Source organism: Minwuia sp. (genome assembly GCF_048263705.1).
Taxonomy (GTDB): domain Bacteria; phylum Pseudomonadota; class Alphaproteobacteria; order Minwuiales; family Minwuiaceae; genus Minwuia.
The window spans coordinates 375,107-401,281 of sequence record NZ_JBLXDV010000001.1 but is presented as its reverse complement, the minus strand read 5'-3'; the positions used below and the strand labels follow the sequence as shown (position 1 = coordinate 401,281).

Annotated in this window: 23 protein-coding genes, 1 tRNA gene and 1 pseudogene; 5 read left to right on the top strand and 20 right to left on the bottom strand. The window is 64.7% G+C overall.

Annotated elements, in window-relative coordinates; genetic code table 11:
- Window positions 1–10 precede the first annotated feature (10 nt).
- From fdhF to ACN0X7_RS01725, 7 genes are all read right to left on the bottom strand, one after another.
- Window positions 11–2,791: a formate dehydrogenase subunit alpha gene (gene fdhF / locus ACN0X7_RS01755; protein WP_417513459.1), complete on the bottom strand. Its 2,781-nt coding sequence runs from the start codon at window positions 2,789–2,791 to the stop codon at window positions 11–13.
- A 2-nt stretch (window positions 2,792–2,793) separates the two neighbouring features.
- On the bottom strand, window positions 2,794–4,485 hold the full coding sequence (locus tag ACN0X7_RS01750; RefSeq protein WP_417513457.1) for an NAD(P)H-dependent oxidoreductase subunit E: 1,692 nt from the start codon (window positions 4,483–4,485) through the stop codon (window positions 2,794–2,796).
- Between the two features lie 46 nt (window positions 4,486–4,531).
- Entirely contained in the window at window positions 4,532–5,104 is a 573-nt protein-coding gene (locus ACN0X7_RS01745) for a sarcosine oxidase subunit gamma (RefSeq protein ID WP_417513455.1), read from the bottom strand.
- A complete protein-coding gene (locus ACN0X7_RS01740) occupies window positions 5,097–8,012 on the bottom strand; it encodes a sarcosine oxidase subunit alpha family protein (RefSeq protein WP_417513453.1) in 2,916 nt (971 codons plus the stop codon). The genes ACN0X7_RS01745 and ACN0X7_RS01740 overlap by 8 nt, the downstream gene beginning before the upstream one ends.
- Before the next feature lie 196 nt (window positions 8,013–8,208).
- Window positions 8,209–8,490 (bottom strand): sarcosine oxidase subunit delta, encoded by a 282-nt coding sequence (locus ACN0X7_RS01735; protein ID WP_417513451.1) that lies wholly within the window; start codon window positions 8,488–8,490, stop codon window positions 8,209–8,211.
- 148 nt (window positions 8,491–8,638) lie between these two features.
- Complete coding sequence (locus ACN0X7_RS01730; protein WP_417513449.1) at window positions 8,639–9,889, bottom strand: sarcosine oxidase subunit beta family protein; 1,251 nt, start codon at window positions 9,887–9,889, stop codon at window positions 8,639–8,641.
- Between the two features lie 114 nt (window positions 9,890–10,003).
- Window positions 10,004–10,432 carry a GFA family protein gene (locus tag ACN0X7_RS01725; protein WP_417513447.1) on the bottom strand — a complete coding sequence of 143 codons (429 nt, stop codon included), beginning with the start codon at window positions 10,430–10,432 and terminating at the stop codon, window positions 10,004–10,006.
- Between the two features lie 77 nt (window positions 10,433–10,509).
- Here ACN0X7_RS01725 and ACN0X7_RS01720 point away from each other — a divergent pair, with 77 nt between their 5' ends.
- Window positions 10,510–11,562, top strand: coding sequence for a hypothetical protein (locus ACN0X7_RS01720; protein ID WP_417513445.1), 1,053 nt, complete (start codon window positions 10,510–10,512; stop codon window positions 11,560–11,562).
- A 230-nt stretch (window positions 11,563–11,792) separates the two neighbouring features.
- On the opposite strand, the gene ACN0X7_RS01715 is transcribed toward ACN0X7_RS01720, so the two are convergent.
- The 8 genes and pseudogenes from ACN0X7_RS01715 to ACN0X7_RS01680 all read right to left on the bottom strand — a co-directional run bounded on the left by ACN0X7_RS01715 (window position 11,793) and on the right by ACN0X7_RS01680 (window position 16,178).
- Window positions 11,793–11,869, bottom strand: a tRNA-Pro gene (locus tag ACN0X7_RS01715).
- A 182-nt stretch (window positions 11,870–12,051) separates the two neighbouring features.
- Window positions 12,052–12,348 (bottom strand): annotated as a pseudogene (locus tag ACN0X7_RS01710) (MerR family transcriptional regulator); the annotation flags it as partial.
- A 28-nt stretch (window positions 12,349–12,376) separates the two neighbouring features.
- Window positions 12,377–12,694 (bottom strand): integration host factor subunit alpha, encoded by a 318-nt coding sequence (locus ACN0X7_RS01705; RefSeq protein WP_417513443.1) that lies wholly within the window; start codon window positions 12,692–12,694, stop codon window positions 12,377–12,379.
- 126 nt (window positions 12,695–12,820) lie between these two features.
- Window positions 12,821–13,792: a beta-ketoacyl-ACP synthase III gene (locus ACN0X7_RS01700; protein ID WP_417513441.1), complete on the bottom strand. Its 972-nt coding sequence runs from the start codon at window positions 13,790–13,792 to the stop codon at window positions 12,821–12,823.
- The gene (plsX, locus tag ACN0X7_RS01695) at window positions 13,789–14,835 is read right to left on the bottom strand and encodes a phosphate acyltransferase PlsX (protein ID WP_417513439.1); all 1,047 of its coding nucleotides are present in this window, start codon (window positions 14,833–14,835) and stop codon (window positions 13,789–13,791) included. The genes ACN0X7_RS01700 and plsX overlap by 4 nt, the downstream gene beginning before the upstream one ends.
- Before the next feature lie 25 nt (window positions 14,836–14,860).
- A complete protein-coding gene (rpmF, locus tag ACN0X7_RS01690) occupies window positions 14,861–15,046 on the bottom strand; it encodes a 50S ribosomal protein L32 (protein WP_417513437.1) in 186 nt (61 codons plus the stop codon).
- Between the two features lie 24 nt (window positions 15,047–15,070).
- The gene (locus ACN0X7_RS01685) at window positions 15,071–15,631 is read right to left on the bottom strand and encodes a YceD family protein (protein WP_417513435.1); all 561 of its coding nucleotides are present in this window, start codon (window positions 15,629–15,631) and stop codon (window positions 15,071–15,073) included.
- Window positions 15,624–16,178 carry a ubiquinol-cytochrome C chaperone family protein gene (locus tag ACN0X7_RS01680; RefSeq protein ID WP_417513433.1) on the bottom strand — a complete coding sequence of 185 codons (555 nt, stop codon included), beginning with the start codon at window positions 16,176–16,178 and terminating at the stop codon, window positions 15,624–15,626. The genes ACN0X7_RS01685 and ACN0X7_RS01680 overlap by 8 nt, the downstream gene beginning before the upstream one ends.
- 107 nt (window positions 16,179–16,285) lie before the next feature.
- Here ACN0X7_RS01680 and ACN0X7_RS01675 point away from each other — a divergent pair, with 107 nt between their 5' ends.
- Together ACN0X7_RS01675 and ACN0X7_RS01670 are read left to right on the top strand one after the other, a co-directional pair.
- A complete protein-coding gene (locus ACN0X7_RS01675; RefSeq protein ID WP_417513431.1) occupies window positions 16,286–16,735 on the top strand; it encodes an outer membrane protein assembly factor BamE in 450 nt (149 codons plus the stop codon).
- Window positions 16,736–16,756: 21 nt separating this feature from the next.
- Window positions 16,757–17,596: a formate/nitrite transporter family protein gene (locus ACN0X7_RS01670; RefSeq protein ID WP_417513429.1), complete on the top strand. Its 840-nt coding sequence runs from the start codon at window positions 16,757–16,759 to the stop codon at window positions 17,594–17,596.
- Window positions 17,597–17,608: 12 nt separating this feature from the next.
- Here ACN0X7_RS01670 and ACN0X7_RS01665 read toward each other — a convergent pair whose 3' ends face one another.
- From ACN0X7_RS01665 to ACN0X7_RS01645, 5 genes are all read right to left on the bottom strand, one after another.
- Window positions 17,609–19,189, bottom strand: coding sequence for a lysine--tRNA ligase (locus ACN0X7_RS01665; protein WP_417513427.1), 1,581 nt, complete (start codon window positions 19,187–19,189; stop codon window positions 17,609–17,611).
- Between the two features lie 77 nt (window positions 19,190–19,266).
- Window positions 19,267–20,130 carry a hypothetical protein gene (locus tag ACN0X7_RS01660; protein ID WP_417513425.1) on the bottom strand — a complete coding sequence of 288 codons (864 nt, stop codon included), beginning with the start codon at window positions 20,128–20,130 and terminating at the stop codon, window positions 19,267–19,269.
- 57 nt (window positions 20,131–20,187) lie between these two features.
- Complete coding sequence (locus ACN0X7_RS01655) at window positions 20,188–20,541, bottom strand: DUF6285 domain-containing protein (RefSeq protein WP_417513423.1); 354 nt, start codon at window positions 20,539–20,541, stop codon at window positions 20,188–20,190.
- Between the two features lie 43 nt (window positions 20,542–20,584).
- On the bottom strand, window positions 20,585–21,928 hold the full coding sequence (locus tag ACN0X7_RS01650; protein ID WP_417513421.1) for an aspartate aminotransferase family protein: 1,344 nt from the start codon (window positions 21,926–21,928) through the stop codon (window positions 20,585–20,587).
- Between the two features lie 26 nt (window positions 21,929–21,954).
- On the bottom strand, window positions 21,955–23,073 hold the full coding sequence (locus tag ACN0X7_RS01645) for a DSD1 family PLP-dependent enzyme (protein WP_417513419.1): 1,119 nt from the start codon (window positions 23,071–23,073) through the stop codon (window positions 21,955–21,957).
- An 88-nt stretch (window positions 23,074–23,161) separates the two neighbouring features.
- Here ACN0X7_RS01645 and ACN0X7_RS01640 point away from each other — a divergent pair, with 88 nt between their 5' ends.
- Complete coding sequence (locus ACN0X7_RS01640) at window positions 23,162–24,181, top strand: S1C family serine protease (RefSeq protein WP_417513417.1); 1,020 nt, start codon at window positions 23,162–23,164, stop codon at window positions 24,179–24,181.
- Window positions 24,182–24,378: 197 nt separating this feature from the next.
- The gene (locus ACN0X7_RS01635) at window positions 24,379–26,151 is read left to right on the top strand and encodes a putative bifunctional diguanylate cyclase/phosphodiesterase (protein ID WP_417513415.1); all 1,773 of its coding nucleotides are present in this window, start codon (window positions 24,379–24,381) and stop codon (window positions 26,149–26,151) included.
- Window positions 26,152–26,175 lie beyond the last annotated feature (24 nt).

Genomic DNA, 26,175 nt, shown 5'->3' with positions numbered 1-26,175 from the left:
TGTTCCGGGCTTACTCAGCCGCGACAGGGCTTGACGCTTTCTCGACGCGGACGGCGGAAAACTTGAATTCGGGGATCTTGCCATACGGATCCAGCGCCGGATTGGTCAACACGTTGGCCGCGGCCTCGACGAAGGCGAAAGGCATGAAGATATTGTCTTCGGACACCGCACGGTCCGCGCGCACCATCACTTCGACCGAGCCGCGACGCGTCGACAGACGCACCATGTCACCCGGCCAGAGGTCCAGATCCTTCAGGGTCTTCGGGTTCATGGAACAGGTCGCCTCCGGCTCCAGCCCGTCCAGAACGGTCGCGCGGCGCGTCATCGACCCGGTGTGCCAGTGCTCAAGCTGCCGCCCGGTGATCAGCACCATCGGATATTCGGCGTCGGGCACTTCGTCCGGTGCGACGATGCTGGCGGGCGTGAACCTGGCCCGACGATCCGGGCGCGGGAACCCGTCACCGAACACGATCGGCTGCCCCGGGTCTTCGGGCGACAGCGACGGGTAGGTGACCGCGGACTGCGCTTCCAGCCGGTCCCAGGTGATGTTGTCGAACGATTTCATCGACCGTTTCATCTCGGCGAAGACCTCTTTCGGGTGGGTGTAGGTCCAGTCCAGCCCCAGCCGCTTGGCGATCTCGATGGTGATCCACCAGTCCGGCTTCGCGTCACCCGGCGGCGCGACGGCGGGCCGGCCCATCTGCACCTGGCGGTTGGTGTTGGTCACGGTCCCGGCCTTTTCCGCCCACGCGGTCGCGGGCAGGATCACGTCGGCATAGTTCGCCGTCTCGGTCAGGAAGATGTCCTGCACCACCAGATGCTTCAGCTTCGCCAGCGCATCGCGGGCGTGCTCGACGTCAGGATCGGACATGGCCGGGTTCTCGCCCATGATGTACATGCCGCGGATGTCGCCCGCATGCACGGCGTCCATGATCTCGACCACCGTCAGGCCCTTCTCGCGTGAGAATTCCGCCGACTGCCAGATGTCGGCGAACATCGACCGCACGCCGTCATCGCCCACGGGCTGATAGTCGGGCAGGAACATCGGGATCAGACCGGCGTCAGAGGCCCCCTGCACATTGTTCTGCCCGCGCAGGGGATGCAGGCCCGCGCCCGGTCGTCCGATATGGCCGCACATCAGCGCCAGCGAGATCAGGCAGCGCGAGTTGTCCGTGCCGTGAATGTGCTGGCTGATGCCCATGCCCCAGAAGATCATGCCCGCCCTGGCGCTGGCGAAGGTCCGCGCCACGTCACGCAGCACCTCGGCATCGACGCCGCACACCGGTGCCATCTTCTCCGGGCTGAAATCCTTCAGGTGCGCCTTCTGCGCGTCCCAGTTCTCGGTGAAGGCCTGGATGTACTGTTGGTCGTAGAGTTCCTCCTCGACGATCACATGCATGATCGCGTTCAGCATCGACACGTCCGTACCTGGCCGGAACCGCAGCATGTGCGTGGCGTGACGGCCCAGGCCGACACCGCGCGGGTCCATGACGATCAACTTGCCGCCGCGCTTGGCGAACTGCTTGAAGTAGGTCGCGGCGACGGGATGGTTCTCGACCGGATTGGCGCCGATGACGATGGCGCAGTCCGCGTTCTCGATCTCGTTGAAGGTTGCGGTCACGGCACCGGAGCCGACGTTCTCCATCAGCGCGGCAACGGACGAGGCATGGCACAGCCGCGTGCAGTGATCGACATTGTTGTGCCCGAAGCCCTGCCGGATCAGCTTCTGGAACAGGTAGGCTTCCTCGTTGGAACATTTGGCCGAACCGAACCCGGCAATCGCCCGCCCGTCAGTCTCCTGCTGCAACTGCCGCATGCCGCCGGCGGCCTTGTCGAGGGCCTCTTCCCATGTCGCCGGGCGGAAGTGCGTGGAGAGGTCGTTCGGATCGACGTTCAGCCCCTTGGGCGGTGCGTCGTCGCGGCGGATCAGCGGCGTGGTCAGACGGTGCGGGTGATCGACATAATCGAAGCCGAAACGACCCTTCACGCAAAGACGCTGCTCGTTCGCCGGACCATCGACGCCGTCGACCCAGGCGATCCTGTCATCCCTGATCTTGAAGCTGAGCTGGCAGCCGACGCCGCAATAGGGGCAGACCGACTTCACTTCGCGGTCATAGTCGGCACTGTCACCCCGCTCCCCGGCATCCAGAGCCGTCGCGGGCATCAGCGCACCCGTCGGACAGGCCTGCACGCATTCACCGCAGGCGACGCAGGTGCTGTTGCCCATCGGATCGTGGAAATCGAAGGTAATCTCGGATCCATGCCCCCGGAAGGACATGCCGATCACGTCGTTCACCTGAACCTCGCGGCAGGCCCGGACACACAGGTTGCAGTGGATACAGGCGTCCAGGTTGACCCGCATGGCGACGTGGCTGTCGTCCAGCAAGGGGACACGATCCTGTTCCAGGGCTGGATACCGGCTGTCAGAGACATGCTGCATGTCGGCCATGGACCAGAAGTGGGACGACCGGTCGTGCGCGTCGGCGCGTTCCGGCTGGTCCGCCATCAGCAGCTCGATGACGCCCTTGCGCGCGCTCTCGGCCCGGTCAGAAGCCGTGTTGACCACCATACCCTCGGACGGGGTACGGATGCAGGAAGCGGCCAGCGTGCGCTCGCCGTCGATCTCCACCATGCAGGCACGGCAGTTGCCATCCGCGCGGTAGCCCGGCTGATCCGCGTGGCAGAGATGCGGGATCAGGATGCCCTCGCGCTTCGCCACGTCCCAGATGCTCTCGTCGGCATCAGCAGTGACCGTACGCCCGTCCAGTTCGAAAGCGATCCTCTCGGCCATGCTCAGATCTCCTCCGGGAAGTGTTTCGCGGTGAGTCGGATCGGGTTCGGCGCGGCCTGTCCCAGACCGCAGATGGAGGCGTCTTCCATCACCTGGCAAAGGTCTTCCAGCAGGCCGGTGTCCCAGCGGTCCTGTTCCATCAGCTTCACGGCCTTCTCGCAGCCGACGCGGCAGGGTGTGCACTGGCCGCAACTCTCGTCCTCGAAAAAGCGCAGCATGTTCAGCGCCGCCGCCTTCGCACTGTCCTTGTCCGACAGCACGACCACCGCCGCCGACCCGATGAAGCTGCCATGCGGCTGCAACGTGTCGAAATCGAGCGGCACGTCATCGATGGAAGCGGGCAGAAGTCCCGAGGACGGACCGCCCGGCTGATAGGCCTTGAAGGTGTGGCCATCCAGCATGCCGCCGGACGCTTCGATGATATCCAGAATCGTCGATCCGGCGGGCAACAGTTTCACGCCCGGTTCCTTCACCCGCCCCGAGACCGAATAGGACCGCAGCCCCTTCCGCCCGTTCTTCTCGACCGACGACAGCACCTCCGGTCCTTCGCGCACGATACGCGCGATCCAGTGCAGCGTTTCCACATTGTGAACCAGCGTCGGACGTCCGAAGACGCCGACCTCGGCGACATAGGGCGGACGGTGCCGGGGCAGGCCTCGTTTGCCCTCGATGCTCTCGATCATCGCGCTTTCCTCGCCGCAGATATAGGCCCCTGCCCCGCGGCGCAGATCGATATAACCGGGCGCGACGATCCCGGCTTCTTCCAGCGCCATGATCTCCCGGCCCAGAATCGCCAGCACCGCCGGATATTCGTCACGCATGTAGATGAATACCTGCGCGGCCTCGACCGCCCAGGCAGCGATCAGCATACCTTCCAGAAACAGATGCGGCGTGCGTTCCAGATAGTAGCGGTCCTTGAAGGTGCCCGGCTCGCCTTCGTCGCCATTCACCGCCAGGTAGCGCGGCCCTTCGTAGCCGCGCACGAAGGACCATTTCCTGCCCGACGGAAAGCCCGCTCCGCCCAGCCCGCGCAGACCGGACGACAGCACCGTCTCCTGCACCTGATCCGGCGTCTCCGGTCCGTTGCGAAGTTCCACCAGCCGCGTATATCCGCCCGCCGCCGAATAGGCCGCAAAAGTCTCGTAGTCGGGCACATGCGCATGGGTATCGTCCGCGTCGATGGCGGCCTCGACCTTGCCGGCGGTCGCATGGTCGATGTGATTGTGGCCGATCTCCAGCGTCGGCGCGGTATCGCAACGCCCCATGCAGGGCGCGCGCAGAACGCGGACGTCATCGGGATTCATGCCGCCGGCAAGCTGCTTCAGCAGATCCTGCGCACCCGCCAGTTCGCACGACAGGCTGTCACAGACGCGAATGGTCAGCGGCGGCGGCGGGGTCTCACCCTCCTTCACGACATCGAAATGCGCGTAGAAGGTCGCGACCTCATGCACTTCGGCCATGGACAGGCGCATCTCTTCACCAAGGGCACGCAGATGTGCCGCCGACAGATGCCCGTAGCGGTCCTGGATCAGATGCAGATGCTCGATCAGCAGATCGCGGCGGCGCGGACGGTCGCCCAGCAGCGCCTGCACTTCTTCCAGCGCCGCCTCGTCAAGCTGGCGGCCTTTCGGCGTGCGGCGGCCCTTGCCCTTCCCGGATTTCCAGACGCCCTTGCGTTCGACACCGACATTCACGGGACATTCTCCGCCACTGAGGTTCGCTCTCGGGTCTATGCGCCCGTCACGCCACTGGCAATATGTTCCTCACCGACGTTTCCACAGCGTCAAGGAACGACTCCGCAGATGATGTGGGCGACATCAGCAGGAATGTATCCGCCTCTTCGCGCACGATGATAACCGAAAGATGTTCCATCACCGTCCGGGTCGCGCTGCCGACGGTGAAGACTTCCGGATGCAGGTCCAGCAGACAGATACGTTCCAGCGCATCGCGCGATCGTGCGCCGGCGATGCGCAAAATGGCCCAGCCGTCCGACTGATCGGTCAGCCAGCCGGCCTGTCCCAGCTTCGCCCGAACTGCGGCAACGGCATCCGGTCCGTCGTGATCGAACAGCATGAACGCCTGATCGCGCGCCATACCCAGCAGACGCGTGTCGCCATCGACAGTGGATTGACCGGTTTCCGGCCAGTCCAGACCGAAACCGTCCCCCAGACATTGGGCCAGCGCGGCTTCCTCACCCTGAGACGGTGCAATCGCGACCAGCGACAGACCCGTCGGTTCGGTGATGGATATACCGCCGATGGTTGTCGAGTATCCGCCAAGCGGTGTTGTCGCCATGAGCCCCCGATCAGCCACGCATCCGCTCCCCTTCGGGATCGATGAAGTGCGGAGAGACGATCTCCACCTCCATGTCCGCCTTCCGCAGCGGGTCGATGGCCATGACGATCTCGCCTTCGCGCGCCGCGCCGTTGCGGATGAAGCCGAGGCCGATGGAGTGACCGAGTTCCGGCGAAAAGGCGACCGAACTCATCCAGCCTTCGTCATTGGCCATGACCGGCTCGATCCCCTTGCCGACGAAATGCGCGCCGGCCTTCAGTTCCCGCGCGCGATCCACGGGCCGGAAGCCCATCATCCGAAGATCATCCTCCGCCGTCAGCGCCGCGCGGTCGCACAGCACGTTGCCGACCGCGTCCTTCCGGCGGGACACCATGCCGTCCATGCCCAGATGACGCGCCGTCGTCTGCCCGTTCAGTTCGTTGCCCGCTGGATGGCCTTTCTCGACACGCATCACGCCGAGCGCTTCGATGCCGTAGGGCACGACGTCGAACGCCGCACCGGCCTCCATCAGACGGCGGATCAGGGAGTCGCCATAACGGGTCGGCACCGCGATTTCATAGGCCAGTTCACCGGAGAAGGAGATTCGGAACAGACGCGCCGGCGTGCCGCCGCAGACCGAAACCTCGCCGCAGGCCATGAACGGAAAGGCATCGTCCGAGATGTCGTGTTGCTCATCCACGATCTTCCGCAGCAGCCTCCGCGCGTTGGGGCCCGCGACCGAAAACTGCGCCCACTGCTCGGTCGCCGAAATCAGATGGACGTCCAGATCGGGCCAGATGCACTGGCGGTAGAATTCCAGATTGCGATGGACCAGCACCGCGTTGGCTGTGGTTGTCGTCATCACATAGTGATGCTCGGCCAGCCGGGCGGTCGTGCCATCGTCGTAGACGAAGCCGTCCTCGCGCAACATCAGGCCATAGCGCACCTTGCCGACCGGCAGCCTGGCGAAGGGATTCGCATAGATGCGGTTGATGAAGTCCGTCGCGTCCCGGCCCTGGATCTCGATCTTGCCCAGCGTTGTCACGTCGCAGACGCCCACCGATCGGCGGGTCTGCGTCACCTCGCGATCGACACTCTGCCGCCAATGGGTTTCGCCGGGCTGCGGAAACCATTGCGCCCGAAGCCAGAGCCCGGCCTCCACGAAGACAGCGCCCTGCTCCTCGGCCCATCTGTGACTGGGTGTCCTGCGGACCGGCTGGAAATGTCTGCCCCGCGCCCGACCGGCCATCGCGGCAATCGGCACCGGCGTATAGGGGGGACGAAAGATCGTCGTGCCGGTCTCGGCGATGCTCTTGCCGGAGGCTTCCGCGAGAACGGCCAGACCGCCGACGTTCGCCGTGCGCCCCTGATCGGTGGCCATGCCCAGCGTGGTATAGCGTTTCACGTGCTCGACCGAACGGAAGCCTTCAAGGTGGGCCTGTTTCACGTCCTTGACCGTCACATCGTTCTGCAGGTCCAGCCATGCGCGGCCCTTGCTGTCGGCGACATGCCAGAAGGCAGAGATCGACATGCGCTCGTCTTCGGCTTCCGGCACCTCCGCGCCACCGCCCGCCGCCGCGCCTTCACGCAGGGCCGCCGCCAGACCGAGCGCGCCGTTTGCCGCGCCGGCGACGGTCATGCCCGGCGGCAGATCGGTGCCCGGCACGAAGGCGGCGATCCCGTCGTCCCAGACCGGTTTGCCGCGATGATGGCAGGTCAGATGCACGTTGGGGTTCCAGCCGCCCGAGACCGCCAGGCAATCGGTCTTGATGACCTGCCCGTTGCCCAGAACGATGGCGTTCAGTTCACGCCAGCCCCGGGTTTCGACGATGCGACCGCCCATGACGATCACCGCGTCCTTCGGTCCGGCCAGCGGCCTGCCTTCACGGCTGTCGATCACGGCGGCGATCCCGATACCCTTTGCCGACAGGTCGTTTGCCGTGCGCCAGCCGTCGTCATTGTTGGTGAAGATCGCCACCCGTCTGCCGGGCGCGACGCCAAAACGGTTCACGTAGGTGCGCACGGCCCCGGCCAGCATGATGCCGGGCCGGTCGTTCTTGCCGAAGGCGATGGACCGCTCGGTCGCGCCCGCTGCCAGCACGGACCGTTGCGCCGTGATGCGCCAGAGCACCTGACGCGGCTGGCCCCCGTCGTCCGGCAGATGGTCGGTCATGCGCTGCAGCGCCCCATGGATGCCATGGTCGTAGACGCCGTAGACCGTCGTCCGGCCGAGCAGGCGCACGTTCGGCATGCTGGCCAGTTCCGCCTCGGTCCGGGCGGCCCAGTCGCTGCCCGCCATCCCGTCGACCTCCAGCGTCTCGGCGTTCAGACGGCCGCCGAATCGGAAATCCTCGTCGGCCAGAATGACTCTCTGCCTCTTGCGCCCCGCCGCCAGCGCAGCCATCAGCCCGGCAGGCCCGCCACCGATGACCAGCAGATCGCAGTGCAGGTACCCCTTGTCATAGGTGTCCGGGTCCGCCTCGCCGGAAAGGGCACCCAGCCCGGCAGCACTGCGGATGGCCGGCTCGTAGACCTTCTCCCAGAAGCTCTTCGGCCACATGAAGGTCTTGTAATAGAAACCCGCCGAGAGGAACGGGGCGACCAGGTCGTTCACCGACAGCAGATCGTACTTCAGCGACCCGCGATGGTTCTGGCTGCGCGCTTCCAGCCCGTCGAACAGTTCCGCCACGGTCGCCCGCGTGTTCGGCTCGGTACGCGCGCCGCTGTGCAGGGTCAGCAGCGCGTTCGGCTCTTCCGATCCGGCGGAGAAGATGCCTCGCGGGCGATGATACTTGAACGACCGTCCCACCAGCCGCACGCCATTGGCCAGCAGGGCCGACGCCACCGTGTCGCCAGGATGACCGGTCAGCCGGTTGCCGTTGAAGCTGAACGACAGTGCCCGGCTGCGGTCGATCAGGCCGCCATCGATGCGAAACGGCTGGGTCATGGCCTGACCCCGGTATCCCGGAATGCGAACGAGCGCGGCCCCGGGCACACAGGGTCAATCCCGCCTCGCGCGGGGATCCGGTCGGCCTGAGCGCCCGCGACCGCTTGCTCACCGGACGAAAGCGCTTCACCGCCTGCCCGGATCCCCGCGCAGGGCGGGGATGACCCGAAGGAGAGATATTCGCGGCAGAGGGAAATCACCGCCCCCGCGCCTTCGCGACATCGCGGGCCAGTTCGACGTTCAGGATCTCGTGCGTCAGGGTGTTGCGCGTGACCACCAGCCACGACCGGTCGCCCTGCTCATGGAACCAGAGCTCGCGGTGCGCGCCCGCCGGGTTGTCGCGCAGATAGACATAGGCATGAAAGCGGGCCTGCGCGTCCTCGGCACCGTGCTCGGGGCGATGGATCAACGACGCATCCCCGAGGTAGGTGAACTCCGAGGCATCGCGCGGGCCAAGAAGAGGATGATCGATGATCATGATTGCTGCCTCGACAAGCTCATCCCAAACACATACCCGTTGCGGGACTTGATCCCGCAACCCAGTACGGCATCGATCCAGTGCTGGGCTCCGGGATCAAGTCCCGGAGCGGGCTGGTGTTTCCGAGCCGGATTCACTTACCACTCCCTCAATGCAGGTTCGGCTGTGCGCCGCGCCCGGTCTCGTCGATCAGATGGCCGGTGCGGAAGCGGTCCAGCCGCATCTTTTCGGCCACCGCATGCGGTCGCCCTGTGGCAAGCAGATGCGCGTAGCACCAGCCGCTGGCGGGCGTCGCCTTGAACCCGCCATAGCACCAGCCACCGTTGAAATAGAGGCCCTCGACCGGAGTCCTGTCGATGATGGGGGAGCCGTCCATCGACATGTCCATGACCCCGCCCCACATGCGCAGCATCCGCGCCCGCCCGATGGCCGGCATCATGGTCATGCCGCCTTCGCAGACATGCTCCACCGTCGGCAGGTTGCCGCGCTGGGCATAGGTGTTGTAGCCGTCGATGTCGCCGCCGAAGACAAGCCCGCCCTTGTCGGACTGCGAAATGTAGAAATGCCCGGCACCATAGGTGATCACGCCCGGCACGATGGGCTTCAAACCCTCGGACACGAAGGCCTGCAGCACGTGGCTTTCGATGGGCAGCCGCAGGCCCGCCATGGCCATCACCCGGCTGGACGATCCGGCGACGCACGCGGCCACCTTGTTCGCCCGGATGGTGCCCCGGCTGGTCTCCACGCCGGTACAGACGCCGTTCTCGATCAGCAGGCCGGTCACCTCGCAGTTCTGGATGATATCCACGCCCCGGCTGTCGGCACCGCGGGCATAGCCCCAGGCCACCGCGTCGTGGCGGGCCGTCCCGGCGCGCGGCTGATACAGTCCGCCCATGATCGGAAAGCGGCCGTTCTCATGATCCAGGAACGGCAGCATCTCGCGCAACGCATCCCGGTCCAGCAGCACCGCATCCGCCCCCGCCATCAGCATGGCATTGCCACGCCGCGCGTAGGCGTCCCGCTGGGCGTCCGAGTGATACAGGTTCACGATCCCGCGCTGACTGACCATCGCATTGTAGTTGAAGTCCTGCTCCAGCCCCTCCCAGAGCTTCATCGACCATTCGTAGAAGGGTTCGTTACCGGGCAGCAGGTAGTTGGAGCGGATGATCGTCGTGTTGCGGCCGATGTTGCCCGACCCGAGCCAGCCCTTCTCGATCACGGCAACGTTCGTGACGCCATGTTCCTTGGCCAGATAGTAGGCCGTCGCCAGCCCGTGCCCGCCCGCGCCGATGATGATGACGTCATAGGACGGCTTCGGGTCCGGGTGACGCCATACCGGCTTCCAGTTCCTGTTGCCGGTCAGCGTCTGTTTCAGGATCTGCAGCGCCGAATAGCGCATGGGGCCGCTCCGCCAGAGATTTCTCCGCCCAGAGTGCGCCAACCCCGCACCGGCTGACTATCCCAAATCGGACACCGCCTGTCGGAAAAGAGACGCCTTATCGGGGACGTCCGTCTACTTGCCGCTGATCTGCGCCATGAACTGCTCGCCCGTCAGGCGGGGCACGCTGTCGGCGAAGTCATAGCGGTCGGGCTTCGCGTCGATGTAGATATGCTGGTGCAGTTCCATTTCGGACGCGTCGTCGAAGGCCTCGACCGCGACAGCCGTCAGCAGATCCGGATCGCTCGCCATCCGGAAGAACAGGCTGGAACCGCATTTTGTGCAGAACCCGCGCTCGGCCCATTTCGATCCCTGGTACCAGCCGACGGCATCCGCGCCCGCGGTATAGGTCGGTGCGCCTTCGCACTGCACCGCCATCCACGGCCCGCCGGCCCAGCGGCGGCACATGCCGCAATGGCAGGCGTGGAAATGCGGCGTCGAGACAGTGATCTCGAACTTCACCGCGCCGCACAGGCAGTGGCCGCGCTTCGTCTCTCCGAACATGCTTGTCTCCCCTTCGACATAATCTGCCGTTATCCTTCCCAATACCGGAGCGGGACGCAACAGGAGGTAGTTCCCAGATGAGTGCACGTGAGGATCAGGCATTTCTGGACGCCGCCGCCGCGCAGGCCGACCTGCATCACCAGTATCTGCTGGGCCTCGAACTGATGGTCGCGTCACGCGAGGGACCGGAGGTCATCGGCGAATGGATGTTCTGCCTGTTCCGCAGCCAGCACGAGGCGAAATTCCTCTCCAGCTTCCGCAAGCTGGGGCTGGAGGGTCAGCCGGACGCGGTGGCGTGTGCCAGATACCACGTGCTGTCGAACGGGATCGGCGGCGTCGGTGTCGAGTATATGGAGGAATCCGACCGGAAGGCCTGGGTCCGGTTCCGTTATCCGCGCTGGATGTATGACGGTGCCGCCATCTGCGGCGTGCCGGTGGAGGCCAGCCGGGGGTTCCTGCGCGGCTGGTACGCCCAGAACGGGGTCAGCCTGAAGAACCCGCGACTGGGGTTCGTCTGCGTGTCCGAGGACATGACCGCACAGTTCGGTTTCTGCGGCTATTTCAGGGAATACGATCACGATCTGACCGAGGACGAACGCCTGCAGTTCCGCCCCGACGAACTGCCGCCGCCGTTCGATCCGGACGCACAGCCGGCACCGCCCGCCACCGACTGGAACCCCGTCAGGCTGGCCAAGGCCGAACGCAACTACGCCTGTGAATACATCCGCAACGGCATCCGCGAACTGACCGCCGTGCTGGGCCGGGAACGGGCTGTCGAACGGGCCTCGCTCGCCGCGCGCCTGACCGGACTGCAGCAGTTCCCACGCATGGCCGCCGCCGTCGGCAACAGGGATGCCGGACCGGGCGAGGCCGCAGACTTTCTGGCGAAGATGTTCCGCGGCATGGGCGACGAGGCCGATGTCGAGGTCGCCGCCGACGGCACCTCGGCACGCGTCACACAGACCGGCCACCGCATCGCGCGCGACCTGCCCGACGCGGAAGCCGACGTGCTGCTCGCCTGCTGGAACGAGATCTGGGTCGGTGCGGTACATTCCTGCCGCGACCTGATGGATGTGGCGGTGACGCGGGAGGATGGCAGGACGGTCTGGGAGATCGGGTTGCGGCGGTGATCCTTCTTGAGACACCGACTTCGGCGGATGCACACAAGACTTCCTCTCGCCACAGCGGGTCACCCCCGCCTTGGGCGGGGGGCCTGGCAAAAAATACGACGAGAAGCTCAGACATGCCTGCGAGGCGCGGCAGTCGAAGCGGACATCAGTGGCATCAAGCGGTGATCGAGGATGGAACCGGCACCACCCAAAAAGGGCACGGATACAAATGATTGATATTTCAGGAAAAATGGTCGGAGCGGCGGGATTCGAACCCACGACCCCCACACCCCCAGTATGGTGCGCTACCAGGCTGCGCTACGCTCCGACGCGGCGGACCATAGTCGCAAACAGGTCGCGTTTCAATCGCCATGGCATGCAACCGTTTTCGGGGCCGCGGGAGTCGCGCGGCAGGCCTCAGGCTGAACTGGACTGACCGTCATTCGAGCGGCTCGCAAGCGCCAGCAGACCGGCCTTCAGGCCTTCCAGTTCGGTCCGCAGTTCGTCGATCGCGCGCAGACGGAGCGCTGACAGTTCCTCGACCGGTTTGGCAACGGCCTTCGACGTGCCCTGTTCCTTGAACAGCTGCTGCACGCCCTTGATGGTGTATTTGTCTTCGTACAGCAGCTTCTGGATATGCTTCAGGAAATCGACGTCTTCGGGCCGGTAGTAGCGTCGGCCGCCGCCGCGTTTCAGCGGCTTGATCTGCGGAAACTTGGTCTCCCAGAATCGCAGCACGTGCTGCTGCACGTCCAGTTCTTCGGCAACTTCGCTGATGGTGCGGAACGCGTTGGGTGACTTGGCCAAGAATGCGGTGTCCTGTCAGGTTCGGGCTTCAGCCGCGCGCGGGGCGGCCCAGCATGCCTTCGTTGATGGCGTCCTTCAGCACATGGCTGGCGCGAAACACCAGGACGCGGCGCGGCTCGATGGGCACTTCCTCGCCGGTCTTCGGGTTACGACCGACACGACCGCCCTTCTGGCGCACCTGAAAGCTGCCGAACGAGGACAGCTTCACGGTTTCCCCGGCGGCAAGACAATCAGAAATCTCGGCCAGAATGGATTCCACCAGTTCCGCGGATTCGTTCCGCGACAGACCAACCTGTTGATAGATCGCTTCGGCAAGCTGCGCCCGCGTTACCGTGGAGCCTTCCATCGCACCCTCCCTCACGTCGCTTGCTCATGCGGACGTGACCAAAACACATTACGCGCGAAACGGTCGGCAGAGTCAAAGGGTTGCGTCACAAATCCGTCGGGATTCTTGATTGCCGTGGCAACTTGCCTACCAGCGGACCAGAGCCGATCCCCAGGTGAAACCGCCGCCCATCGCTTCCAGCAGCAGCACGTCCCCGCGACGGATGCGTCCGTCCGCCACAGCGGCGCTGAGCGCGAGAGGCACCGACGCGGCGGAGGTATTGCCGTGCTGATCGACGGTCACGACGACCTTGGCGGCATCGAGGCCGAACTTCCGGGCGGTGCCGTCCAGGATACGCTTGTTCGCCTGATGCGGCACGACCCAGTCGATGTCGCCGGGCTGCATGCCCGTGGCATCCAGCGCCTCATGGATCACAGCGGACAGATTGGTCACGGCGTGCCGGAACACTTCCTTGCCCGACATGCGCAGGTGACCGACGGTCTGGGTCTTGGAAGGTCCGCCATCCACGTACAGCAGATCATGGTGCCGTCCGTCCGCATGGATGTGCGTGGTCAGGACACCGCGGTCCCCGTTCCCCCCGGCACCCTGCTGGCCTTCCAGCACCACGGCACCCGCGCCGTCGCCGAACAGGACGCAGGTCGTGCGGTCGTCCCAGTCGAGAATCCGCGAGAAGGTTTCCGCGCCGATCAGCAGCGCGCGCCTGAACTGTCCCGCCTTCAGGAAGTTGTCGGCTGTGGCCAGGCCATAGATGAAGCCGCTGCAGACCGCCTGAATGTCGAACGCGGCACCTTTCCGGACGCCCAGCCGTGACTGCACGGTCGTTGCCGTGGCCGGAAATGTGTGGTCGGGCGTCGCCGTCGCGACGATGATCAGATCGATATCGGACGCATCGACGCCGGCGGCGTCCATCGCCTTCCGCGCGGCCCCGACAGCCAGATCGGAGGTCGTTTCCCCCTCCGCCGCGATATGGCGCTGCTTTATGCCGGTACGGGCCGTGATCCATTCGTCGGACGTATCGACCATATCCGCCAGTTCCGCGTTCGTCAGGACACGCTCGGGCAAATGCCCGGCACAACCGGTGATCACGGATCGGATCATGCGCTCTCCACCTGTTTCAGGCCCTGGGCGTCAAAGCCCTTGTCCTGGAAGTCTTTCGTGATTCGGTCGATCATACCATCCTGAACCATGTCGGCGGCAAGTCTGAGTGCCGACGCGAAGCCGGTGGTGTTCGCGCTGCCGTGGCTCTTGACCACGACACCGTTCAGCCCCAGGAACACGCCGCCATTGTATCCGTTCGGGTCAAGCCGGTCCTTCAGACGCCGGAAAGACCCGCGCGCGATCCAGGCACCCGCCCTTCCGGCCCAGGTCGCCGTCATCGCCTGCCGCAGCGTGTAGGCGACCATGCGTGCCGCACCTTCGTGGCTCTTCAGGGCGACATTGCCGCTGAAACCGTCGGTGACGATCACATCCACGGTGCCCTTGGTGATGTCATTGCCTTCGATGAAGCCGTGATAGCGGAAATCCGCACCCTCCAGCGCCCGCAGCTTCTCCGCGGCGGCGCGGACGACCTCGTTCCCCTTCAGCTCTTCCTCGCCGATGTTCAGCAGGCCGACCGTCGGCGTCGAACGCCCCAGGACAGCCCGGCAGAAGTCCGCCCCCAGGATCGCGAACTGGGTCAGGTTGGTTTCGTCGCAGTTCACGTTGGCACCCAGGTCCAGCATGACGCTTTCGCCGCGCATGGTCGGCATGAAACCGGCGATCGCGGGCCGGTCTATGCCACTGACAGGTCTGAGGGAAAACAGGGACATGGCCATCAGCGCGCCGGTATTGCCGCCGGAAACGGCCCCCTGCGCCTCGCCGTCCCGGACGGCGTCGATCGCCAGCCGCATGCTGGTGTTCTTGCCGCGGCGCAGCGCCTGCGACGGTTTCGCGTCCGCCGCCACGACATCATCGGTGTGGCGGACCTCGACATAGTTCTTCATCTCGGAATCGAGATGGCGCGCGATCCTGTCCTTGTCCCCGAACAGGATGAACCGGATACCCGGATATTGCAGGCGGGCGGGACGTAGGGCTTCGACCACGACGCGAGGCGCATGATCGCCTCCCATCGCATCCAGCGATATCACCATCGAAGTTTCCATCTCAGCCCCCCGGGACCGGTGGACTTCAGGCTACGTCGCTGCCTTCGGTCACTTCGCGATCCTTGTAGTGTCCGCACGATGCACAGACATGATGCGGACGCTTGATTTCGCCACAGTTCGGGCACTCGTTCGTTGCCGCCGCCGACAGCTTATCATGCGAACGTCGCATGCCACGGCGCGAACTGGAAATCTTGCTCTTGGGTACAGCCATTGTCTTCGTTCCCTGGTTATCCGGTCAGTTGCCGGAACCGTTGTCCTCGGTTTCGTCGTCTTCCAATTTCTTCTTCAGCTTTGCCAGCACCGCAAACGGGTTCTGACGCGGCTCCGCTGTCACGCTTCCGGGCAGTTCGGCATCCGGTCGCCGGGGCCATGGATCCAGGCCCAGCGCCAGATGCTCCGCCATGGCGGCACCAATATCAATCCGGTCATCCACCATCGGTTCTGGCGGATCGTCTTCGTCATTGATATCGACGACGTTTGGCTCGGCAGGCACAGAGGATGCTGGCGTGTAATGCAAGCTGACCCGCTCGTCAACATCCGAGCCCACCGGTTCGAGGGTGACCACGCAGGATTGCACGACATGACCGGTCAGCTGGAAATCAACGAAAACCCCGTCCTCGGCAGGCCAGACCCGGCCCTCGGCCTTCACCCGATCGACCGAGATCACATCCAGCCGCTGTTGCAGCGCCGCGCGGGCCGCATCGTCGAAGACGTGCGAGAAATGCGTCCCCCTGGGGCTCAGTGCGCTGACATCAAGCCAGTGCGACACAGCCGGATCCTCGCGTCCTTCATTCATGTACGCCTCCTTCGGGCGGCGGCGGAAACGCCAGATCGCCCGCCAGCACGGCGTCCTCGCCGAGTTCACCCAGGCGGACGTCCTGAGCGGTCACATAGGCTGTCATCGCTTCAAGCACCGGCTCGGACACAGGCCCTTCCCGATAGAGGTTGCGGCGGATCGCGGCCGCCAGGGCATCCCCGTCGCCTTCATCCAGTGCCGCGTCATAGGCGACGGCACGACCGTAATAGGCATGCGTCATCTTCTTGACCCTGTGGCCGATGCCGATGTCTCCGACCCCCTGAAGGCGCAGGCCCTGGTCCAGATCCCGCATGAACACGTCGAACAGCCGCTGCTGCGCCTTCTTGCTGTCGCCCGACAGGCCGCGCAGCCGACGGATCAGCAAATGGACATGGATGACCAGCAGATCGAACCGCCCGTCAAAATCATCCGCCACCGCCATATCGGTATAGAATCCGGGCGAACGCGCCTGTGTGGCGGCCACTCCGTACATGGCGAACGCCGCATCTTTCAGCGGATCGGATTTGAACAGACTCAGCAAAGCCACGATATGCCTACCAGTTGACAAGCGATGCCCCGACGGGCAATCGAAGAACACAGCTATGCTTCCCGATGCGTGCCGTCAATGGCGCGCGGAACCAGCGACAGGAAACCATGATCCGTTCAGTTCTCATTCTGATTTCCCTGCTCTGCGTTTTGACGGCCCAGGCCTGCACGCCGACGAAAATCACGCGCGGGCATCACCTGGAACCCGAGGACCTGGCCCGCATCCAGCCCGGCGTGACCACCCAGCAACAGGTTTCGGATATTCTCGGCAGCCCCTCCAGTGTGGCGACATTCAAGAGCCACGCCGATATCTGGTACTACATCTCCAAGAAATCGGAGCGCTACACCGAGCTGGACGAAAGCACCGTCGATCAGCAGGTGGTCGCCATCACCTTCGACCCTCAGGGCCGGGTCGAGGAAATGAAGAACTACAATCTGGATGACGCGCGCGACATTTCCTACGTCAGCCGCGAGACACCGACGCAGGGCGCGAAACTGGGTTTCTTCGAGCAACTGTTCAACAGCCTGCTCGGCGGCGGTCTCGGTTCCGGCGGATGACCTGCCATCCGAGCGGGCCGCATGTCTGAGAATCACACCCGGACGCCCGACGATCCTGAAAAGGAACACGAGCGCGAGGAGCGCGAGCTGGAAGCCGACGACATGGCCCGGCCCAGCGCGCCGACGGTCTATGAGGTCATCGCGCAGGACGGCCAGGAAGAGATGCATCGACCGGTATGGTCGCTGTGGTGCTCGGCCGTTGCCGCAGGGCTGGGGATCAGCATCTCACTCTATGCCATGGGGGCGCTGCGGGTTTCGCTTGACGGTGTCGCCGGAGCCGCGGCGATCGAGAAGCTGGGCTATTGCGTCGGGTTCCTGATCGTGATGCTGGGCCGGCTGCAGCTTTTCACCGAGAACACGATCACGCCGGTGCTACCGGCCTTGCGCGAGCGCACCTTCGACGCCTTCTACTGCGTGGCACGCCTCTGGACCGTGGTGTTCGCCGGCAACCTCGTGGGGACATTCTGCGCCGCCGCCCTGCCGGTCATCTTCCCCGTCGCCAGCGACGTACAGATGGCCGCCGTCCTCGACATATCACGGCATTTCGCCGACCGATCGCTGTCGCACTCGTTCTTCTCCGCCATCCCGGCCGGGTTTCTGGTCGCCGCAATGGTGTGGATGATGCCCAGTTCCAAGGGCTTCGAGATCTGGACGATCATCGTGATCACCTATGTCATCGCGGTTGCGGACACGTCGCACGTCATCGTCGGTTCGACCGAACTGTTCACCGTGCTGCTGCACGGCGAGATGACGATCACGGACCTGGCGTTGCAGATCGTGGTCACCGGTATCGGCAACATCGTCGGCGGCACCGGCCTCTTCGCCATCCTGGCCTACGCGCAGGTCAGCGAGGAACTTTAGCTTCCCGTCAGGTCAGTGCCATTTGCCGGACAGGCCGACCTCGATCAGTTCGACGCTCTCATCGATCCCGTAGAGCGCCACAAAGCTGCCGAAGCGCGGCCCCTGGGACTGGCCGAACAGCACCTCGTAGAGCGCCTTGAACCAGTCGCGCAGGTTCTCGAATTCGTGGGCCTTGCCGACCTCGTAGATCAGGTTCTGGATATCCTCGGCGCTGGACGCGGGATCGATTTCCCTCAGCCGCGTCGCCAGGTCGAGCATGGCCTCCCGCTCCTGATCAGTGGGCACGCGGTAGGATTTCTGCGGCTTCACGAAGTCGCGGTAGTAGGCGAGCGCATAGCCCACCAGTTCATCCAGCATCGGGTTGGTCTCCGGCGTCGCATCCGGCGCATACCGCGTGATGAACCCCCACAGCACCGCCTTGTCCTCGGTGTTGCAGACACTGGCCAAGTTCAGCAGCATCCCAAAACTCACCGGGCTGTCCAGCACCGGCGGTTCACTGCCATGGATGTGCCAGACCGGGTTGGCGAGCTGTTTTGCGGTGTCTTCCTGACGGTACTTCGCGTTGAACGTCAGATACTCGTCCACCGCCTTCGGGATCACGTCGAAATGCAGGCGCTTGGCGCGTTTCGGCTGCTGAAACATGTAGAGCGACAGGCTTTCGGGACTGGCGTACGTCAGCCATTCCTCGATCGACAGCCCGTTGCCCTTGGTCTTCGAGATCTTCTCGCCGTTCTGATCCAGAAAAAGTTCATAGGTGAAGCCGAGCGGCGGCTGCCCGCGCAGGATGCGGCAGATCTGTGTCGACAGCTTCACCGAGTCGATCAGGTCCTTGCCCGACATCTCGTAGTCGACGCCCAGCGCCCGCCAGCGCATGGCCCAGTCGGCCTTCCACTGCATCTTGACCGCGCCGCCGGTGACCGGCGTCTCGACCTTTCGGCCGTCCTCGCGCTGATAGACGATCGTGCCGGCGTCCACGTCGCGCTCGATGACGGGCACCATCAATACCTGTCCGGTCTCCGGGCAGATGGGCAGAAACGGGCTGTAGGTGGCGCGGCGCTCTGGCCCCAGTGTCGGCAGGATCGTGTTCAGCACGGCGTCATAGTGCACCAGGAACAGCTTGAGGACCTCGTCGAATTCGCCGGCCTTGTAGCAGTCGGTCGCCGAGCGGAACTCGTAGTCGAAGCCGAACTGGTCGAGGAAGGCCCGCAGCCGGGCATTGTTGTGATGGCCGAAGCTCTCATGCGTGCCGAAAGGATCGGGCACCTGCGTCAGCGGCTTGCCCAGATGCGCTTCCATCGCCTCGCCGTTCGGGATGTTGCCGGGCACCTTGCGCAGGCCGTCCATGTCGTCGGAGAACGCGATCAGCTTCGTCGGCACATCCGGCGCGATGGTCTCGAACGCGCGGCGCACCATGGTGGTGCGCGCGACCTCGCCGAAGGTGCCGATGTGCGGCAGGCCGGAGGGCCCGTAGCCCGTTTCGAACAGCACGTGATCCTTGGCGTTGCCCGATTTCTCCATGCGCTTGACCAGTTCGCGGGCCTCCTTGAAAGGCCAGGCATTCGATTCAAGAGCGGCTTCGCGAAGATCGGACATCGGATTTCCGTTTCAGAGAGGATGGGCGTCCGGCGTTCCCCGGACCGGGCGGAACCTAGGTAAGCCCGCCGCTCAGGTCAATTGCCGCCAAGGTTGCCATGCGCCAGAACCTCGAAGGACTGCCCCTGCTTCTGGCTGACCCGGATGCGATAGTAGCCCGAGCTGTGGATCTCGCAGAGGAACTTCTCCCCCTTGTCCGAATTGAGGAAATAGGTGACGTACAGATCGTTCCGCTCGGGCACCGGTTCGCCCTGAATCTGCGAGCCATCAAGCTGCGGAATGTTCGACAGGATATAGAGGCATTTCTGGTATCCGGGCCGTCCCTGCCGCTCCTCGGATCCCGCAAGCGCCTGAAAGTTGCCGTCGCGCACCTCGATCACGGCCTGCTTGTAGCCGCCACGGTCGTTGAAGCTCAGCACCGCGATGAACGGACCTTCGCTCACCACGCCGCTCTGCTGGCGCGTGAACAGGGCCATCAGTTCGTCTTCGTGTCCGGGCAGATACAGCTGGGCCAGCTTGCGCGCGGCGGCGCGGGCCTCCTCACGGTCGGCATGGCGCGGCGCATTGCGGCCACGCGCGTTCGGGCGCTGATTGTCCAGCCAGGTCAGCTTGACCTTCTTGGTCAGCCCGTCATAGCCGACGGGTTCGTAGATCGTCACCCGCACCGAGCGATGCTCGCCGATCAGGCAATGACGTCGGAGATCGCTGAACTCATCGCCCGCCCTTTCGACAAACCGCGCGCAGGCGAAGCCGTCCTCGATGCGCACGCTCTCGTTCCGGAAATCGGCAAAACCCTGGTTCGGACGGACGGCGGCCCCTCCCGCACCGAATGCGGACTGCCACATGCCCCTGATCGGTTCGGGCGCGCTGTCGCCAAGGGTGACGAATGCCAGACCCAGCACGACCGCAACCGCAATGATGGCAACACCAAGCTTCTTCAAGACTGTCCTCGACGCATTACCGCAAACCCGCTGCTACAGAAGCAAGAAACGAACCGGTCATCGCTCCGCCTCGTATCGCGGATTCGCGACGGACAGCTTTTCCAGTGCGGTCTGACGCAGATGCGCCAGCACCGCCGCAGGGTCGCCCATGCCCTCGCTGCGAATCTCGTCCACCAGCGCCGCGTTCAGCGCCTCCCGCGACCCACGCCGATCGAGAATCGCGGCCAGCCGTTCTGTCTCCTGGCCGGACAGCGCACAATCATTCTGCAACTCGCGACGGACGATGGCGATGGCGTTCGCCGCGACCCTGGCATGGAACCGGGGCTGCCCTTCCAGACGCGGCACGACGTCATCGCGCAGAAAACCCTGAACCGCGTCGAGAAGTTCGTCGATGGTCGGACGATCCTGCATGCTCAGCCTCTCCCTGCCGTGCGCTTCTGTACCGCTGTCACTGTCACGATGCTGCGCCGCCCACGGCTTCGATCGCGGCCTCGATGGCATCGCCCAGCCGCCCTGCGATCTCATCCATCTCCACTTCCGAGATGATGTAGGGCGGCGCCAGCAGCACATGGTCCCCTGCCGTGCCATCCACCGTTCCGCCGCCAGGATAGCAGATCATGTCACGGCGCAGCGCCTCCTCCCGGATTCTCGCATTCAGCTTCGACTTCGGATCGAAGGGAGATTTCGTCTCGCGATCCTTCACCAGTTCGATACCCAGAAACAGCCCGCGCCCGCGGATGTCGCCGATGTGCGGGGAGTTGCCCAGTCGCTCGGTCAGCCGGTTCTCCAGATAGGCGCCCTTCGCGTGCACGCCCGCAACCAGCCCATCGTCCACCAGCCGGCGGTTGACGGCCAGCGCGCAGGCTGCGGCTGCCGGGTGCCCCATATACGTGTGGCCGTGCTGGAAGGCCCCGGAACCTTCTGCAATGGTCTGGTACAGCGCCTCGGAAACGATCATCGCGCCGATGGGCTGATATCCGGCACCCAAACCCTTCGCACAGGTGAGGATGTCGGGCACAACGCCTTCCTGCTCGCAGGCGTACAGGGTGCCGACCCGGCCCATGCCGCACATCACCTCGTCCAGGATCATCAGCACGCCGTGCCGGTCCAGCACCGCCCTGATCTTCTTGAAATAGCCCGCGACCGCCGGTGCTGCGCCCAGAGACGCGCCGACAACCGGTTCGGCGAGAAACCCGGCCACCCTGCCGCTGCCGATGCGTTCGATCTCGCGGTCGAGTTCGTCGGCGAGCCGGTCCGTGTAGGCCTCGTCGCTCTCTCCGACGTGCTGACCGCGATAGGCGAAGCAGGGGCTGACATGGCTCCAGTCCTTCAGGATCGGCTGATATGGCGCGCGCCGGGCCATGTTGCCGCCGATCGACAGCGCACCGACCGTATTGCCGTGATAGCTCTGATGCCGGGCGATGAAGTGAGCCCGGTCCGGTTCGCCCTTCTCCAGATAATACTGCCGCGCCAGCTTCAGCGCTGCCTCGGTCGCTTCCGACCCGCCAGACAGCAGGTAGACACGGTTCAGATCCCCCGGTGCGGCCTCGGCCAGACGCGTGCACAGTTTCTCGGCGGCATCGGTGGTGAAGAATCCCGTGTGCGCGAAAGGAATGCTGTCGAGCTGGTCCCTGATCGCCGCGATCACCGACTGATCGCTGTGGCCAAGACAGGAAACCGCCGCGCCGCCCGACGCATCCAGATAGCGGCGGCCATCCTTCGCGACGATGAAGACCCCGTCGCCGTGACTCGCCACCGGCGGTTCATGTCCGATCTGACGCCTGAAAACATGTGTCATCGTGATTTCCCCAAGAACGTCCGCCGCTAGAACATCGCGCCCCGGGCCGTGACCGGCCAGACAGCCTCGACTGTGTCACCGCGCACGCCAACATACCAGTCATGAAGATTGACCGTCGGATCGCAATGACCCGGTATCAGCCGCACCTGATCGCCCAGCGCCGGCCCGTTGCCGTCACCGGTCGTCAGGGTGCCGTGCTCGTCCGATGCACCGGCATAGACGGCCCCCGCGAGACCGGACACGACCGGCAGACCTGAATCGACGGAGAGACATTTCAGACCTGCGTCCACGACCGCGCGGCCCGGCTGCGCAATGCTCAGCACCCCCGCGAGGATGAACAGGCTGTGTCCGAAAGTGTCGATCTCCGTGCCCCGCTCGTCAAGGTTCCGGGAGTAGTCGGCATCCATGAAGACATACGAGCCGCACTGCAGTTCGTTCCAGAGTCCGCTGGCAGCCTCGAACTCGAACGTCCCGGTTCCCGCGCCAGTGACACGCGGACAGGCAACGCCGCTGGCCTCCAGATCGGACAGAACCCTGCGCACTGCGGTGGCGCTGGCTTCGATCGCCGCGCCCCGATCCGCGTGAGAACGGACGTGCTGCGCCCGCCCGTTGTAGGCCTGCAGGCCGCCGAAACCGACACCCTCGGTCGCGATGATCTTCTGGCACAGTCCCGGCGCGTCCGCCGGATCGACGCCACACCGCCCCATGCCCACATCGACTTCCACCAGCATCTCGATATGCCCGCCGAAGTGGCGTGCCGCCTGCGCGATCTGTTCAACATTGCCCGGATCGTCGACGCAGACCCCGATGCGGGCACGGGTCGCCAGCGACGCCAGCTGCCCGATCTTGCGCGCGCCCACCACCTGGTTGGAGACCAGAACGTCGCCCACGCCGTTGGCCACCAGCAGGGCCGCCTCGGAGACCTTCTGCGCACACAGCCCCACGGCACCGGCGGCGATCTGTTTCAGCGCGATGTCCGCGGATTTGTGCGACTTCGCATGCGGCCTGAGCGCGACACCGGCAGCATCCGCCAGCTTCTGCATGCGCACGATGTTGCGTTCCAGGACCTCCAGATCCAGCAGAAGCGCCGGCGTATCGATCTCCTTGATCCGGTCCCCGACCTTGGCGGGTTGTGGCACGGTCATCGATGTTTCCCCGTCTCTGAAGCGTGATCGACGCACAATGGCGCTCGGCAGGTTCGCAGGCTACGATCCTGAACGTGGAGGCATTCCCATGACAAGCACCAACCTGATCGTACGATCTTTTCCCTCAGCCGCCGTGATCGTGGCAGCAGTGGTCATGATCTGTACCGGACACCTGGTACAGGCACAGGAAAGGAACCCCGTCGAACGCGCGATCGAGGCGGTCGTCCGGATCGATGCGGAAGTACCGGGCGACGCCCGGACAGCCGGGTTTCTGGGCACACAGCGCACGGGCAGCGGCGTGGTCATCGACGACTCCGGGCTGGTTCTCACCATCGGCTATCTGGTGCTGGAGGCCATGGCCGTGACCGTGACCAACGCCGACGGTGCGCCCGTCGCCGCCGAGATCATTGCCTATGACTACGATACGGGTCTCGGACTGGTACGCGCGCAGCAGGCGCTGGGCCGACCGCCCATCCGGCTGGGCGATTCCGCCGCCGTCGTGAAAGGCGATCCGGTCCTGGTCGCAACGGAACCCGGCATCGAAAGCGCGCAGCCCGGCGCCGTCGTCGATGTGCGGCGCTTCACCGGCTACTGGGAATATCTGCTGGAGGATGCGCTGTTCGTTTCCCCGCCGCATGCGGCCTGGCAAGGCGCGGCGCTGATCGGAGCCGAAGGCGAACTGCTCGGGATCGGCTCGCTGTTTGCGGAAGATGCGCAGCGGCGGCCAAAGAGGCTGCCCGGCACCATGTTCGTGCCCGTCAATGCCCTGAAGCCGATCCTGGCGGAACTGCTGACCGAAGGCCGCTCCGCCGCGTCCAACCGACCGTGGCTGGGGATCTTCACCTCCGATCATAGGGGCTATGTGGTAGTGACATACGTCGCCCCCGACGGCCCCGCCGCCGCATCCGGGGTGCGTCGCGGTGACGTGGTACTGGAGGTCGGCGGTCAGCGCATCCGCACGATGGCCGAGTTTCTGGAAACCGTCTGGAGTCAGGGTTTGCCCGGCGTCGAGGTGCCGCTCACCCTCGGCAGGCAGGACCATGTCGCGCGCGTCAAGGTTATCTCCGCGGACCGCTACGCCTACATGAAGCTCGACAAGACCTTCTGATTTCGGGACTTCGCGGATGAAGGCCGGGTTGCTACCCGGTTAAGCACTTGTTTACGCCGCACGGCTACAACCGGAGCGTAGTTCCTTGCTCCTTCGGGACGAGGTTCCATTTCCGAGGTCGAAAAATTCGCCTCTCAGAAGCCCGGACCGCGCAGAACGGCGCAGGTAATGAGGTGGAAACAAAGTCGAGACCGGGCATGCACAAAGGCCGTTTTCAGGTTCTGACCATCGCCGACGGACCCAGTATTCTGGACAACATCGCACCGCGCCTGAGCGTTTCCGGAGCGAGCGTCGTCGCCGAGCGGGTCATGAACGCGTCCGAAGCCGTGATGGCGCTGGACGTCGGTGAATATGACTGCATTCTCTTCGATGTTCAGGAAGACGCGCAATCCGCGCTCGAACTCAAGAACACGCTGAACGACCAGAAAATGACGGTCCCGATCATCGTGGTCGCCGACAGGCTCTCCTCCAACGACATGGTCGGCCTGCTGCGTTCTGACATTGCCGACTGCATCAACTCCGACGACCTGCGCATCGACAAGGTGGTGCGCGCGATCTGGAACGCGACGCGCACCGCACGCACCGAACGCGCGCTGTCGCTGGCCGAGAACCAGCGCGCCTTCAATGCGCTGCACGATCACCTGACGGGGCTGCCGAACCGCTCGCTGTTCTTCGACCGACTGGAGCAGGCCCTGTCGATGTCCGAACGCCAGCGCGACCCGGTCGCCCTGCTGACCCTGAACATCAACGGCTTCAACCGCATCAACGGCGAGATGGGGCACGAAATCGGCGACGTGCTGCTGCAGCAGCTGGCGCAGCGTATGAGCGAAACCCTGCGCCGCTCCGACACGCTGGCGCGCATCGGCGACGATGAATTCGCGGCCGTCCTGCCCACCGGCGCAACGATGGAGGGTGCCGAACAGGCCGCTCAGAAGTTGATCAAGGCGCTGGAATCTCCGTTCGAGATCGGCGATCACAGCTTCACCATCGGCGTCCGCATCGGCATCGCCTTCTATCCGCAGCATGCCACGCGGGCATCGCACCTGATGGTCCGCGCCGAGAACGCGATGCGCGACGGCCGCCGCACGGACCTGCGCTTCGCCATTCACTTCGCGGGCGGCGCGAGCGACGAGAGCACGCGGCGTCCGCTGGTCGAGGATCTGCGGCGCGCCCTCAACGACGGCGACCGGCAGCTTTTCGTCACCTTCCAGCCCAAGATCGACCTGGAAAAGGGCCGCATCGACGGCGTCGAGGCGCTGGTGCGCTGGCGGCATCCGACACGCGGCATGGTCTTCCCGGATGCATTCATTCCGCTGGCCGAGGACGCGGGCCTGATCGACCGGCTCACGGTTCACGTGCTCAACCATACGCTGGCGCAGCAGGCGGCCTGGCGCGCCGAGGGCATCGATCTGTCCGTCGCGGTCAATGTGTCCGCCAAGACCCTTCAGAACCCCAGGCTGCCCGGCCACGTCGCCCGCATGCTGGAGAAATGGTCCGCCGAACCCTCCCGGGTCATGATCGAGATCACCGAAAGCGCGATCATCCTGGACGTCGGGCGCGCCACGACGACTCTCGAAGGCCTGGACGCGCTGGGAGTCGGCATCTCGATCGACGACTTCGGCACCGGCTACACCTGCCTGTCCTACATCCGGCGGCTGCCCGTGCAGGAAATCAAGGTCGACAAGTCCTTTGTACTGGGCATGTCGCAGTCGCCCGATGACTGGGTGATCGTTTCGTCGCTGATCGAACTGGGTCACAACCTTGGCCTGAAGGTGGTGGCCGAAGGCGTCGAGGATCTGCGCACCCTTTCCGCGCTGACCGAGATCGGCTGCGACGTCGCACAGGGTTATTACATGTCCCGCCCGGTGCCCGCCGACGAACTGACCGAGTGGCTCGCGACCTCCGACTGGGGTCTGGAAGCCCCGTCGCTGGAATCGGGCGACAACATACACCAGTTGCACGCAAGCTGATCTTCATGACAGTTTCCCCTCTGC

What these genes read in the sequence shown, in the direction of transcription:
- ACN0X7_RS01705 (WP_417513443.1), bottom strand. Translation starts at nt 12,694, where the DNA reads ATGGAAGGCTCCACGGTAACGCGGGCGCAGCTTGCCGAAGCGATCTAT.
- ACN0X7_RS01645 (WP_417513419.1), bottom strand. Translation starts at nt 23,073, where the DNA reads ATGACCGTGCCACAACCCGCCAAGGTCGGGGACCGGATCAAGGAGATC.
- fdhF (WP_417513459.1), bottom strand. Translation starts at nt 2,791, where the DNA reads ATGGCCGAGAGGATCGCTTTCGAACTGGACGGGCGTACGGTCACTGCT.
- rpmF (WP_417513437.1), bottom strand. Translation starts at nt 15,046, where the DNA reads ATGGCTGTACCCAAGAGCAAGATTTCCAGTTCGCGCCGTGGCATGCGA.
- ACN0X7_RS01730 (WP_417513449.1), bottom strand. Translation starts at nt 9,889, where the DNA reads ATGCGCTATTCGGCGCTGCAGATCCTGAAACAGACGCTGACCGGCAAC.
- ACN0X7_RS01740 (WP_417513453.1), bottom strand. Translation starts at nt 8,012, where the DNA reads ATGACCCAGCCGTTTCGCATCGATGGCGGCCTGATCGACCGCAGCCGG.
- ACN0X7_RS01655 (WP_417513423.1), bottom strand. Translation starts at nt 20,541, where the DNA reads ATGCAGGATCGTCCGACCATCGACGAACTTCTCGACGCGGTTCAGGGT.
- plsX (WP_417513439.1), bottom strand. Translation starts at nt 14,835, where the DNA reads ATGGAAACTTCGATGGTGATATCGCTGGATGCGATGGGAGGCGATCAT.
- ACN0X7_RS01670 (WP_417513429.1), top strand. Translation starts at nt 16,757, where the DNA reads ATGTCTGAGAATCACACCCGGACGCCCGACGATCCTGAAAAGGAACAC.
- ACN0X7_RS01665 (WP_417513427.1), bottom strand. Translation starts at nt 19,189, where the DNA reads ATGTCCGATCTTCGCGAAGCCGCTCTTGAATCGAATGCCTGGCCTTTC.
- ACN0X7_RS01720 (WP_417513445.1), top strand. Translation starts at nt 10,510, where the DNA reads ATGAGTGCACGTGAGGATCAGGCATTTCTGGACGCCGCCGCCGCGCAG.
- ACN0X7_RS01635 (WP_417513415.1), top strand. Translation starts at nt 24,379, where the DNA reads ATGCACAAAGGCCGTTTTCAGGTTCTGACCATCGCCGACGGACCCAGT.
- ACN0X7_RS01735 (WP_417513451.1), bottom strand. Translation starts at nt 8,490, where the DNA reads ATGATCATCGATCATCCTCTTCTTGGCCCGCGCGATGCCTCGGAGTTC.
- ACN0X7_RS01725 (WP_417513447.1), bottom strand. Translation starts at nt 10,432, where the DNA reads ATGTTCGGAGAGACGAAGCGCGGCCACTGCCTGTGCGGCGCGGTGAAG.
- ACN0X7_RS01675 (WP_417513431.1), top strand. Translation starts at nt 16,286, where the DNA reads ATGATCCGTTCAGTTCTCATTCTGATTTCCCTGCTCTGCGTTTTGACG.
- ACN0X7_RS01650 (WP_417513421.1), bottom strand. Translation starts at nt 21,928, where the DNA reads ATGACACATGTTTTCAGGCGTCAGATCGGACATGAACCGCCGGTGGCG.
- ACN0X7_RS01685 (WP_417513435.1), bottom strand. Translation starts at nt 15,631, where the DNA reads ATGAATGAAGGACGCGAGGATCCGGCTGTGTCGCACTGGCTTGATGTC.
- ACN0X7_RS01700 (WP_417513441.1), bottom strand. Translation starts at nt 13,792, where the DNA reads ATGATCCGATCCGTGATCACCGGTTGTGCCGGGCATTTGCCCGAGCGT.
- ACN0X7_RS01640 (WP_417513417.1), top strand. Translation starts at nt 23,162, where the DNA reads ATGACAAGCACCAACCTGATCGTACGATCTTTTCCCTCAGCCGCCGTG.